General features: G+C 59.3%; 12 protein-coding genes and 1 pseudogene. 10 read left to right on the forward strand and 3 right to left on the reverse strand.

What is annotated here, in order from left to right; all coding sequences use genetic code 11:
• Nucleotides 1-70 precede the first annotated feature (70 nt).
• Nucleotides 71-430, reverse strand: coding sequence for a hypothetical protein (locus FHX15_RS13220; RefSeq protein WP_184397727.1), 360 nt, complete (start codon nt 428-430; stop codon nt 71-73).
• A 344-nt stretch (nt 431-774) separates the two neighbouring features.
• Between FHX15_RS13220 and ribH the strand changes: the two genes are divergently transcribed.
• From ribH to FHX15_RS13235, 3 genes are all read left to right on the forward strand, one after another.
• Nucleotides 775-1230, forward strand: a complete 456-nt coding sequence (gene ribH / locus FHX15_RS13225; RefSeq protein WP_184397729.1) for a 6,7-dimethyl-8-ribityllumazine synthase — start codon at nt 775-777, stop codon at nt 1228-1230.
• A 3-nt stretch (nt 1231-1233) separates the two neighbouring features.
• Entirely contained in the window at nt 1234-1716 is a 483-nt protein-coding gene (nusB, locus tag FHX15_RS13230) for a transcription antitermination factor NusB (RefSeq protein ID WP_184397731.1), read from the forward strand.
• Between the two features lie 195 nt (nt 1717-1911).
• Nucleotides 1912-4050 carry a sodium-translocating pyrophosphatase gene (locus FHX15_RS13235; protein WP_184397732.1) on the forward strand — a complete coding sequence of 713 codons (2139 nt, stop codon included), beginning with the start codon at nt 1912-1914 and terminating at the stop codon, nt 4048-4050.
• Nucleotides 4051-4125: 75 nt separating this feature from the next.
• Here the strand turns inward: FHX15_RS13235 and FHX15_RS13240 are convergent, their stop codons facing one another.
• Nucleotides 4126-4659 (reverse strand): outer membrane protein assembly factor BamE, encoded by a 534-nt coding sequence (locus tag FHX15_RS13240; protein ID WP_184397734.1) that lies wholly within the window; start codon nt 4657-4659, stop codon nt 4126-4128.
• Nucleotides 4660-4846: 187 nt separating this feature from the next.
• Between FHX15_RS13240 and FHX15_RS13245 the strand changes: the two are divergent.
• The 6 genes and pseudogenes from FHX15_RS13245 to FHX15_RS13270 all read left to right on the forward strand — a co-directional run bounded on the left by FHX15_RS13245 (nt 4847) and on the right by FHX15_RS13270 (nt 9278).
• Nucleotides 4847-5453 (forward strand): annotated as a pseudogene (locus tag FHX15_RS13245) (ubiquinol-cytochrome C chaperone family protein).
• Nucleotides 5450-6004, forward strand: a complete 555-nt coding sequence (locus FHX15_RS13250; RefSeq protein WP_184397737.1) for a YceD family protein — start codon at nt 5450-5452, stop codon at nt 6002-6004. The pseudogene FHX15_RS13245 and the gene FHX15_RS13250 overlap by 4 nt, the downstream one beginning before the upstream one ends.
• Nucleotides 6005-6107: 103 nt before the next feature.
• On the forward strand, nt 6108-7154 hold the full coding sequence (gene plsX, locus FHX15_RS13255; RefSeq protein WP_184397739.1) for a phosphate acyltransferase PlsX: 1047 nt from the start codon (nt 6108-6110) through the stop codon (nt 7152-7154).
• Between the two features lie 19 nt (nt 7155-7173).
• Entirely contained in the window at nt 7174-8145 is a 972-nt protein-coding gene (locus FHX15_RS13260) for a beta-ketoacyl-ACP synthase III (RefSeq protein WP_184397741.1), read from the forward strand.
• A 106-nt stretch (nt 8146-8251) separates the two neighbouring features.
• Nucleotides 8252-8590, forward strand: a complete 339-nt coding sequence (locus tag FHX15_RS13265) for an integration host factor subunit alpha (protein WP_184397743.1) — start codon at nt 8252-8254, stop codon at nt 8588-8590.
• A 145-nt stretch (nt 8591-8735) separates the two neighbouring features.
• Nucleotides 8736-9278 carry a MerR family transcriptional regulator gene (locus tag FHX15_RS13270; RefSeq protein ID WP_184397745.1) on the forward strand — a complete coding sequence of 181 codons (543 nt, stop codon included), beginning with the start codon at nt 8736-8738 and terminating at the stop codon, nt 9276-9278.
• Between the two features lie 169 nt (nt 9279-9447).
• Here FHX15_RS13270 and FHX15_RS13275 read toward each other — a convergent pair whose 3' ends face one another.
• A complete protein-coding gene (locus FHX15_RS13275; protein ID WP_184397748.1) occupies nt 9448-9765 on the reverse strand; it encodes a DUF1236 domain-containing protein in 318 nt (105 codons plus the stop codon).
• 248 nt (nt 9766-10013) lie between these two features.
• Between FHX15_RS13275 and bcsN the strand changes: the two genes are divergently transcribed.
• On the forward strand, nt 10014-10997 hold the full coding sequence (gene bcsN, locus FHX15_RS13280; protein ID WP_184397749.1) for a cellulose biosynthesis protein BcsN: 984 nt from the start codon (nt 10014-10016) through the stop codon (nt 10995-10997).
• The last annotated feature ends 27 nt before the right edge of the window (nt 10998-11024 follow it).

The following is an 11024-nucleotide window of genomic DNA, read 5'->3' on the forward strand; positions in this document are numbered from 1 at the left end:
AATTTCAAGGAAAATGGCAGCATGGGCGGTGGGAGTCAGCCGTCCATGCTTGCCTCCATAGTTGGCAGCCTTAGCGAACGTAGAACGTAATGCTGCCGTCGGCCGCCTGCTCGGCGTTCACGACATTGCGGATATTGACCCCATCATTGTTGAGCTTGTGTGCCAGCGACTTATTGGCGTCGATAGAAGCCTGGATCGCGCGGACATCGCTTTGCGACCGTTGAGGGGCGGAACGCGGGCCGGTATCCTCGTCGTCGAGATTACGCCAGTTGTAGAAATATTGAACGTTGAAGTCATTGCCCTGAAAAGTGCGAAGCGTCTGCTCGATACCTTGGGCGGTATTCATGCCGAGGCTTTCAGCCCGGCTGACGCCGGCAAATGCAAGGGAGGAGAAAGCGGCGGCAATAGCGATTTTAGCAACACGGTTCATGGTGATATCCTTTCGTCTGCTGTGCGGCAGCTGTCGATGCTGGGGATCGTCTGCGTTACGACTTCGATTTGGCGCTGCAGCATCGAGCTTTCAATGACGTAAGACACTGAAAAGACATTAAAAATTGTTCATGAAACCTGCCTCGGATTTGCCGTTTTCCCGTCCTCCGGCGGGGCGTGTTTTTCATGGCATTGCGCCTGACAACGCCTGGCTTCGCTATCCCATTGCAGATATTTTGCCTTTCCTTTCAGAGCGCCACCCGAATTTGCTTGCCATTCGTTCGAAGGCATGTTTTGACCGCGGCCTGCCCGAGTGGAAAATGCCCCTCCAAACGAAGGTGAACCATGCCGAAAGAGACCGCTCCCCATATTTTGATCGTCGAAGCGCGCTTCTATGACGACATGGCCGATGCTCTTCTGGAAGGCGCGACCTTCGCGCTCGAAGAAGCTGGCGCCACTTTTGACGTCGTCACCGTGCCCGGTGCGCTGGAAATTCCGGCGGCGATTGCCATGGCGCTCGATGGCGCGGATAATGGCGGCACGCAGTATGACGGTTTCGTTGCTCTCGGCATGGTCATCCGCGGCGAGACCTACCATTTCGACATCGTTTCGAACGAGTCCTCGCGCGCCCTGATGGATCTCGCCGTCAGCGAGTCGCTTGCTATCGGCAACGGCATCCTGACCGTCGAGAACGATGAACAGGCATGGGCGCGCGTGCGCCGCTCGGACAAGGACAAGGGTGGTTTTGCCGCCCGTGCAGCTCTCACCATGATCGAGCTGAAGAAGAAGCTGGGTGCATAAAGAATGACTGACGAAAATACCGAACGACCGGTCAAGGCTGCCAACCAGCGCGGTGCGGCGCGCCTCGCGGCCGTGCAGGCTCTGTATCAGATGGATATTGGCGGTACCGGCGTTCTGGAAATCGTGGCGGAATACGAGGCTCACCGTCTCGGCCAGGAACTCGACGGTGCAACCTATCTGAAAGCCGATGCCGGGTGGTTCCGCTCGATTGTCTCGGGCGTCGTGCGTGAGCAGCTCCGCCTCGATCCCCTGATCGCCTCCGCCTTGCAGGATGACTGGGCGCTTTCGCGTCTGGATAGCACCGTCCGCGCCATCCTGCGTGCCGGCGTCTTCGAACTCCTTGACCGCAAGGACGTCCCGATCGCGGTCATCGTCACCGAATATGTCGAGATCGCCCGTGCCTTTTTCGACGATGACGAGCCGAAACTCGTCAATGCTGTTCTGGACCGCATCGCCAAGCAGGTGCGCAGCGACCAGAAGAAGTAGGCACTTAGCCGCCGAATAACCCCTCCCGTTCTTTCTGCGGTACTGCAAGGCTTTTAAAGTTGTGCAGTCTTGACGCGACGTTATCGACCACGCAATCTCCGCTCGTCTGTTGAGCGTTTCTGTGGAGAGGGCTCGATTCAGCAGCGTTCGTCGCCGGAGAAGGAGTGAGTTCCGGCTTATGGGAGGAAAGAGCGAATGACCATTCTTTTATTGGTAATCGCATGTGGCCTGCTCTCGGTGGTCTACGCCATCTGGGCAACCCGGTCGGTGCTTGCAGCCGATCAGGGCAACAGCCGCATGCAGGAGATCGCGGGCTATATCCGCGAGGGCGCCCAGGCCTATCTGACGCGTCAGTATAGAACCATTGCCATCGTAGGCATTGTTGTTTTCATTGCAGCATGGCTGCTCCTTTCCGCCACGGCCGCGATCGGTTTCCTGATCGGCGCTGTCCTCTCGGGTGCTGCCGGCTTCATCGGCATGCACGTTTCCGTCCGCGCCAACGTGCGCACCGCCCAGGCCGCATCCGTAAGCCTCAAGGCCGGCCTGGACATTGCCTTCAAGTCGGGCGCGATCACAGGCCTTCTGGTTGCCGGTCTCGCGCTGCTCGGCGTTTCCATCTATTATTATGTGCTGACCGTCATGCTGGGCCATGAAACCGGCTCGCGTGAAGTCATCGACGCTCTCGTATCGCTTGGCTTCGGCGCCTCGCTGATCTCGATCTTCGCCCGTCTCGGCGGCGGCATTTTCACTAAGGGTGCCGATGTCGGCGGCGACCTCGTCGGCAAGGTCGAGGCCGGTATCCCGGAAGACGATCCGCGCAACCCGGCAACCATTGCCGATAACGTCGGCGACAATGTCGGCGATTGCGCAGGCATGGCGGCCGACTTGTTCGAAACCTATGCGGTGACCGTCGTCGCGACCATGGTTCTGGCGGCAATCTTCTTTGCCGGCGCACCCATTCTGCATTCGGCCATGATCTATCCGCTGGCAATCTGCGGCGCCTGCATCATCACCTCGATCATCGGCACCTTCTTCGTCAAGCTTGGTCCGAACGGCTCGATCATGGGCGCCCTCTACAAGGGCCTCATCGTCACCGGCCTTCTGTCGATCATCGGTCTCGGTGCGGCGACCTCCCTGACGGTCGGCTGGGGTTCACTCGGTGAGGTTGCCGGGTTCGACGTTACTGGCACGAGGCTCTTCGTCTGCGGTCTCGTCGGTCTCGTCGTCACGGCACTGATTGTCGTCATCACCGAATATTATACCGGCACCGGCAAGCGTCCGGTTGTCTCGATCGCCCAGGCGTCTGTCACCGGCCACGGCACCAATGTCATCCAGGGCCTCGCGGTGTCGCTGGAATCGACGGCGTTACCGGCAATTGTCATCGTCGGCGGCATCCTCGCCACCTATCAACTCGGCGGCCTCTTCGGCATCGGCATTGCGGTCACCGCCATGCTCGGCCTTGCCGGCATGATCGTCGCGCTCGATGCCTTCGGTCCGGTCACGGACAATGCCGGGGGCATCGCCGAAATGTCCCACCTGCCGCCGGAAGTGCGTAAATCGACTGACGCGCTCGATGCGGTCGGCAACACCACGAAGGCCGTTACCAAAGGCTACGCGATCGGTTCTGCAGGTCTCGGCGCTCTCGTACTTTTCGCTGCCTATGCAAACGATCTGCGGTATTTCGCTTCGCATCCGGAACAGTACCCGTATTTCCAGGATGTCGGCACGATCTCATTCGATCTGTCGAACCCCTACGTGGTTGCCGGTCTGCTGTTCGGCGGTCTGATTCCCTATCTCTTCGGCGGCATTGCCATGACGGCCGTCGGTCGTGCCGCCGGCGCGATCGTCGAGGAAGTGCGCAAGCAGTTCCGTGAAAAGCCCGGTATCATGGAAGGCAGGGAACGGCCTGACTACGGCAAAGCGGTCGATCTGCTGACCAAGGCTGCGATCCGCGAAATGATCATTCCGTCGCTGCTGCCGGTGCTGGCGCCTGTCGTCGTCTATTTCGGCGTGCTCGTCATCTCCGGCTCCAAGGCATCCGCCTTTGCGGCCCTCGGCGCATCGCTGCTCGGCGTCATCATCAATGGCCTCTTCGTGGCTATTTCGATGACCTCGGGAGGCGGCGCATGGGACAATGCCAAGAAGAGCTTCGAGGATGGCTTCGTCGACAAGGACGGCGTGCGCCACATGAAGGGTTCCGAGGCCCATAAGGCTTCCGTGACGGGCGATACGGTCGGCGATCCCTACAAGGATACGGCAGGGCCTGCCGTCAATCCGGCGATCAAGATTACCAATATCGTCGCACTGCTGCTGCTGGCGATACTCGCAAGCTGAGAACAACGCTTCAAACGAATGAAAAAAACCCGCCGGATCGCTCCGGCGGGTTTTCTGTATGGGAAACAGCTTGCTTTAGCGCAGGCTGGAGGGGTTCTGCGGCGTGCCGCCGGCGCCGCCACCGAAGAGGCTCTTGGCCGCATTGGCCGCGCTGCCGCCGGACAGCATCTGCTGCAGGAAGGTAAGCTCTTTACCGCCGGTCGGCGTGACACGGGCAATCGTGTCGAACACTTTGCCGTCTTGCAGGGTGTAGTTGGCGCGGCGGGTAACGATGCCGTCCTTGTCGAAATAGATGGCGAGAATGCTCTGGTCGGTGACGCGCAGCTTCTGGTAGGCCATCGAGCGCTGGCGGCGCTGCGAGATATAATAGAAGACTTCGCCATCGAACGTTGCCGTCGTGGACGGCGTGCCGAGCGACAGCAGCACCTGTTCGCGGCTGGAACCCTCGGGCACCAGCGCCAGCGACTGCTGGTCGACGATATAGCCGCCGTTCAGCACGGTGCTCGTCTGGCAGCCTGAAAGAGCGGTGGTGGAGGCGATTATGATGGCAATGGCCGCATTGCTGAAGAATTTCATGTCAGACTTGAAATACCGTTTCTTCAACGACATCTACTCCCTTGAGTATCGATAGCAGCCATCCAAACACTGCGTGCTTCCTCCTGCAGAACCATTGTGGCCATTCCGGGGTCGAATTCTCCCGATTTGCCTCGTCGTGCACCGGAGCGCACCTGTCCCGAAACCGGCCACGAACAGCATTGCAATTCGCGCCTGCTTCGGTAAACCAGCTTTCGAAATCATGCAACAAGGCCCGGCGTCGCTCGGCGCCAAGAATGAGGCATTTCCGGAAAAAACAAATGATCTTCGGGCTCTTTGGTAAGAGAAACAGCAACCAGGCGATCATCGATCGGCAATATGCCGCGCTGACGGCTGCCGCCCGCATGCCGGAGCTCTATGAGCGCCTGAACGCGCCCGACACCGTCATGGGCCGCTTCGAGATGCTGTCGATCGCCATGATCCTGTTTTTCCGCCGCACCCGCACATCCGGGACGAGCGGCCATGAGATCGCCCAGGAAATCGTCGACGCCTTCTTTCAGGATATAGACTATTCGATTCGCGAACTCGGCATCGGCGACAACAGTGTGCCGAAGCGCATGAAGAAGCTGGCGGGCATGTTTTATGGCCGGCTGGAAGCCTATTCGAAGGCGATGGATGCCGGTGATGTTGCCGCCCTTTCCGCGGCGCTTCAGCGCAATATCTATCCGGAAGTTGCCGAGCCTGCCGACCTGAGCGGGCTGGCGGAATGGATGCTGGCGGCGGAAGCTCACTTGTCGGCCATTTCCGAAGAGGCGATCGCCACCGGCTCGGCGACGATTCCTGGGGTCGCCCGAGGAGTAGAATCATGAAAAAAGATCTGAGCGCGATTCCCTTTTCCTACCCGGTCAAGGTCGGCCATATCTCCGCCAATCCTGTCGAGGTCCGCGTCACCGCGGACAAGGACGAGCTGAAGGCGCTGGCGGAAAGCTGGAAGGTCGTATCTGTGGATAATCTCCACGCCGATCTGCAGATCAACAGATGGAAGCGCGACGGCATTCGCGTCAAGGGACGTGTGCAGGCGAAGATCGTCCAGTCCTGCGTCGTGACCCTCGAGCCGGTCGAATCCGAAATCGACGAGACGTTCGAGCAGATTTTTGTGCCTGAAAATTCCAAGCTTGCCCGCCATCCCGCAAATGATGCTGGTGAAATGGTACTCGATCCCGACGGTCCCGACCTGCCGGAGACCTTTGTCGGCGATACGATCGACGCCGGCGAGATCATCGCGGAGTTCGCAGCGCTCGCCATCGATCCTTACCCGCGCAAGCAAGGCGTGGAATTCGAGGCGCATATCGAAGATACGGGCGAGAATGATAGAAAGCCCTCCGCATTCGCTGCGCTCAAGGACTGGAAAAAGGACTGAAGCCTCTCCGGCATTTGACATAATTCAGTTGTAAGCGACGCCAAAACCGGTATTTTGGCCGAAATTTCGCCCCCTTTAGGCGAAAAAAAAGGATCAGGGACGCGTGATCAAAATATCTCTCGACCTCATGGGCGGCGACTTTGGTCCCCAGGTTGTCATCCCCGGCGCTGCCAAGGCGCTGGACAGGCATCCGGATATTTCCTTCATCTTTTACGGTATTAAGGAACAGTGCGACCCGGTTCTGGCGAAGTTTCCCAAGGTCAGGGAGCGCTCCGTCTTTCATGATTGCGAGCTTGCCGTCACCATGGAAGAGAAGCCAAGCCAGGCGCTTCGCCGTGGCCGTTATGTCTCTACGATGTGGCGCACCATCGAAGCAGTGAAGTCGGGCGAGGCTGATGTCGCCGTTTCTGCCGGTAATACCGGTGCGCTCATGGCAATGGCCAAGTTCTGTCTGCGCACGATGGCCAATATTGAACGCCCGGCAATCGCCGCCATCTGGCCGACGATAAAGGGCGAGAGCATCGTGCTTGATGTCGGCGCCACGATCGGCGCCGATTCCCAGCAGCTCATGGATTTCGCCCTCATGGGTGGCGCCATGGCGCGTGCACTCTTCGAACTTGATCGCCCGACTGTCGGCCTGCTGAATGTCGGCGTAGAGGAAATCAAGGGTCAGGAAGAGGTCAAGGAGGCCGGTCGCCTGCTGCGGGAGGCTAATCTCGATTCGCTCGAATATTTCGGCTTCGTCGAAGGCGACGATCTCGGCAAGGGTACTGTCGATGTCGTGGTGACGGAAGGCTTTTCCGGCAATATCGCGCTGAAGGCGGCTGAAGGTACAGCCCGGCAGATCGGCGCCTACCTGCGCGCCGCCATGTCGCGCACGCTGCTTGCCCGCATCGGCTATCTCTTCGCCAAAAGCGCCTTCGACATGCTGCGCGAAAAGCTCGATCCGAGCAAGGTCAATGGCGGGGTGTTTCTTGGCCTCAACGGCATTGTCATCAAAAGCCATGGTGGGGCGAATGCCGAAGGCATAGCCGCGGCCATCGAAGTCGGTTATGACATGGCCAAGAACGGCCTGACCCAGAAAATAGAAAACGATCTCAAGAAATATCATGCCAAGCGGCTGCCCCCGATGGGGCCGGAAGCCGCGTGAGCAACGGGGTTCAAGCAATATGATCCGATCAGTGGTTCGTGGTTTCGGGGCAGCGCTGCCGAAACGCGTGATGACCAATCGCGAAATGGAAGGTATCGTCGACACGTCGGACGAATGGATCGTCCAACGAACCGGCATCCGCCAGCGCTACATTGCCGGTGATGACGAAACCACGGCGTCGCTCGGCGAGACGGCCGCGCGCGCAGCCCTCGCGAATGGCGGCCTGACGCCCGATGATATCGATGTGATCATCTGTGCTACTTCGACGCCTGACAACACCTTCCCGGCGACGGCCGTCAATATCCAGAACCGCCTCGGCATGGCGCATGGCTTCGCCTTTGACGTCCAGGCTGTCTGCACCGGCTTCGTTTATGCGGTCACCACTGCCGACGCCTATATACGCGGTGGCCTTGCCAAGCGCGTGCTCGTCATTGGTGCCGAGACCTTCTCGCGCATTCTCGACTGGAATGACCGCACCACCTGTGTGCTTTTCGGTGACGGCGCCGGCGCGATCGTGCTGGAAGCAGCCGAAGGCGAGGGGACGACGGCAGACCGCGGCGTGCTGACCGCGCACCTGCGCTCCGATGGCTCTCACAAGGACAAGCTCTACGTCGACGGCGGTCCGTCCTCGACGGGTACGGTCGGCAAGTTGCGCATGGAAGGCCGCGAAGTCTTCAAATATGCCGTGGGCATGATCACCGACGTCATCCAGGCGGCTTTCGATGCGACCGGGACGACCTCTGAGGACCTCGACTGGCTGGTTCCCCACCAGGCCAATCGCCGTATCATCGACGGTTCGGCCAAAAAGCTGAACATTGCCCTGGAAAAGGTTGTCGTCACTGTCGATCTTCACGGCAACACGTCCGCGGCCTCCATTCCGTTGGCACTAGCGACGGCTGCCGGCGATGGACGCATTAAGAAGGGCGACCTCGTGATGCTGGAAGCCATGGGCGGAGGCTTCACCTGGGGCGCAGCTCTGCTGCGCTGGTAGGCACGAATCCTAAAAAACTAGCGTCAAACAAGAGCTTGACCGTAAGGCGCAAGACAAATACTCTTTGGGCGCTTTCACAAAATATTTTCTATTGGGCGGGGAAACCATGACCGGAAAGACAGTGACGCGAGCAGACCTGGCGGAATCCGTTTTTCGAAAGGTCGGTCTCTCCCGGACGGAATCTGCTGAGCTCGTTGAGACGGTCATCGACGAAATCTGCAATGCCATCGTACGCGGCGAAACCGTCAAACTCTCCTCCTTTGCGACCTTCCAGGTGCGCGACAAAAACGAGCGCATCGGCCGCAATCCCAAAACCGGCGAGGAAGTTCCGATTTCGCCCCGCCGCGTCATGACCTTCAAGGCCTCGAATGTGCTGAAGACGCGCATTCTCAAATCCCATATTGCCCGCAAGGGCAAAGCCAAGCCGCAAAACCCTGCTGCCTGATCATCTTTCTCCTGTTGAACGGAATTTTTGCTGCAAAGGCCTTACGGCTGTGCGCAACGCGAAGACGTGACTTGAATTCGCGGCTCCAAACCGTTGAAATATGATGAGTCGCCGTTTGGATCGATCCGCGAGGTCGCGTAGCAGTATGACGTTGGACAAGAGCCCGGATGCCTTTCGCACCATCAGCGAAGTTGCTGATGATCTCGACCTGCCGCAGCATGTGCTGCGCTTTTGGGAAACCCGCTTTCCGCAGATAAAGCCGATGAAGCGTGGTGGTGGCCGGCGTTATTACCGGCCGGAAGATGTCGATCTTTTGAAAGGCATTCGCCATCTTCTCTACGATCACGGCTATACGATCAAGGGTGTGCAGAAGCTCTTGAAGACAAACGGCAACAAGTTTGTCGTCGCGGTCGGGCACGGCGATTTGGCAAGCGTCGAATCTCTTGCTGCCAACGTGAACGATACGGTCGCAGGCGAACCGCGCGTCGCTATGGCTGAGGAGGACCAGATTGTCGGTCGCGCCAAGCCACCGATCACGCGCCGGTTCTTCAATTTCGTCAGCGGCGAGGATGACCAGCCGGAAATCTCGATCGGCAAGTCGAGTATCGGCAAGGAGGATCGTGCGCTTCTCCAGGAAGCGCTTTACGATCTCCTGGAGTGCAAGCGCCTGCTCGATCAGGTGCGCTAAGCACATATCGCGCAAGGGGGCACAACCGCTTGCGCGATATGTGTGAAACAGAGGCAAGCGGATCTGAAAGATCACGTTTCGCTTCAGGCCTGCCTGCCTTCAGCACTTTTTACTCTGATAGCTGTACTGGCGGGAGGCCCGGGAGAAGCCTCATCGCCTTGCCGAAAGCCTATTCCAGAACCTGAATGATACGGTGCGTCTGCGGCTCGACGATCACGCGGCGTTCGTTGATGACTGTATATCCATAGCCGTTCATATCGGGGACGGGGTGGATTTCCACAGTATCGGGAAGCGTGGCGCCGACGGTAACGTCGCCGTCATAGACGATGGAAGGAGCGTTCTGCTCCATGACATAGGTGCGTACTTCCCCCGGAAGAACCACGGTCGAACCGGTCTGTGCGGGCTCGGTGACGATGACGCTGCTCTGCGCGAGGGCGGAACCTGCGGTCATGATGAGGGCGGCTGCGGCCACCACGGTGTTGCGCATGAATATTCTCCTTTTCAACCAGCCTCGGACAGAACGCCAGCCATGCTTCATAGTTCCCCCCCGGCTGCGCCCGCGGAGGTGGAGCGTTCGTCGATTTTCCGGTTACGACTGTGAGGAAGACATTGACCATTTGTTAACCATGGGCATCGTTTGTTCATGATGAACGACATCGGGGTTGTTGATTCGCAAATTCGTCGCGCTCTGTCCCTCCAGGCAGAGATTAAAAATACGATACCAACGGCCAGGATATGCATTTTCTGAAGACGATATCGGTGGTGGCCGTTGCGGCCATGATGGCCGGCTGCACGTCGACAGGTGGAGTGCACCAGCCGGCTGGGCCTGAGGCTGTGGAGCCGGAACGGGCGCTTGTCCTACCGCCCCCCGGAGGGCCGTCGATCGTCAGCGTCGTTGAGCGAAAGCGTGGAAATGGCGTAGAACAGACGATCTCGCTCTTCACCTCTTCATCGGTTCAGGGCCAGAATTTCTTGAAGGTGCAATTTCTCGGCGCGTCCGCCGCCAATCCCGGCGTCGGCAACGATTCCTACAGGACGATCCGCGAAGGGGATATCGCCCGGGAGATGGCGCGTTCTGTCCCCGGTGTGCCGATGGCAACGTCAGCTACCTTCCTGCAGAATAGTTACGGTCCCTTTGGTTATGCTTCCGGCCGAAGCCGAGCCGGCGATACCTGCATCTATTCTTGGCAGCAGATTCGCTCCAGCCAGTCTGCGCACACGCAAGGACGCAACTTCGGCATGATCCAGATCCGCCTGCGCCTCTGCGATACCCGCGCCACCGAGCGCCAGCTTCTCGGTATCGTCTACGGCTACACCGTCATCGGCACTTTCGATGGCGATATCTGGAATCCCTATGGCGCTCCGCCGCCGGCCAATCCGACGCTCGGCCAGACCGGCGCGCCAATTTATCCCGACGAGGGCGGCTACCGCCCGAATACCATGCCGATCGGTTATGAGCCTGCTCCGGCTATGGTCGGCCAGTCCCGGCCTGCGGCCGCGCGTCGCGCGCAGCCGCAGGCCGCAACGGTGGCGCCGGTGTCGCAATCCCCCGTCGGACCCCGCGTGCCGCTGCCGAATGACGACACGCAGACGAATGCGATAGAGCCCTCGGAAGAAGCGCCGGCAATGATCCAACAAACGGCAAGGCCGATCGGTGTGACCGTGCCTTCGCCTGATTGCATAGGCGATGCGGCCATGACGGCCGCCTGCCGGAAATAGCAAATATGCCCTAAATGCGCCGGAGCG

Source organism: Rhizobium sp. BK650, assembly GCF_014195325.1.
GTDB lineage: Bacteria > Pseudomonadota > Alphaproteobacteria > Rhizobiales > Rhizobiaceae > Rhizobium.

Bases quoted from the DNA above. Each gene is read 5' to 3' on its own strand.
- FHX15_RS13220 (WP_184397727.1), bottom strand. From the start codon at position 430: ATGAACCGTGTTGCTAAAATCGCTATTGCCGCCGCTTTCTCCTCCCTT.
- ribH (WP_184397729.1), top strand. From the start codon at position 775: ATGCCGAAAGAGACCGCTCCCCATATTTTGATCGTCGAAGCGCGCTTC.
- nusB (WP_184397731.1), top strand. From the start codon at position 1,234: ATGACTGACGAAAATACCGAACGACCGGTCAAGGCTGCCAACCAGCGC.
- FHX15_RS13235 (WP_184397732.1), top strand. From the start codon at position 1,912: ATGACCATTCTTTTATTGGTAATCGCATGTGGCCTGCTCTCGGTGGTC.
- FHX15_RS13240 (WP_184397734.1), bottom strand. From the start codon at position 4,659: ATGTCGTTGAAGAAACGGTATTTCAAGTCTGACATGAAATTCTTCAGC.
- FHX15_RS13250 (WP_184397737.1), top strand. From the start codon at position 5,450: ATGAAAAAAGATCTGAGCGCGATTCCCTTTTCCTACCCGGTCAAGGTC.
- FHX15_RS13260 (WP_184397741.1), top strand. From the start codon at position 7,174: ATGATCCGATCAGTGGTTCGTGGTTTCGGGGCAGCGCTGCCGAAACGC.
- FHX15_RS13265 (WP_184397743.1), top strand. From the start codon at position 8,252: ATGACCGGAAAGACAGTGACGCGAGCAGACCTGGCGGAATCCGTTTTT.
- FHX15_RS13270 (WP_184397745.1), top strand. From the start codon at position 8,736: ATGACGTTGGACAAGAGCCCGGATGCCTTTCGCACCATCAGCGAAGTT.
- FHX15_RS13275 (WP_184397748.1), bottom strand. From the start codon at position 9,765: ATGCGCAACACCGTGGTGGCCGCAGCCGCCCTCATCATGACCGCAGGT.
- bcsN (WP_184397749.1), top strand. From the start codon at position 10,014: ATGCATTTTCTGAAGACGATATCGGTGGTGGCCGTTGCGGCCATGATG.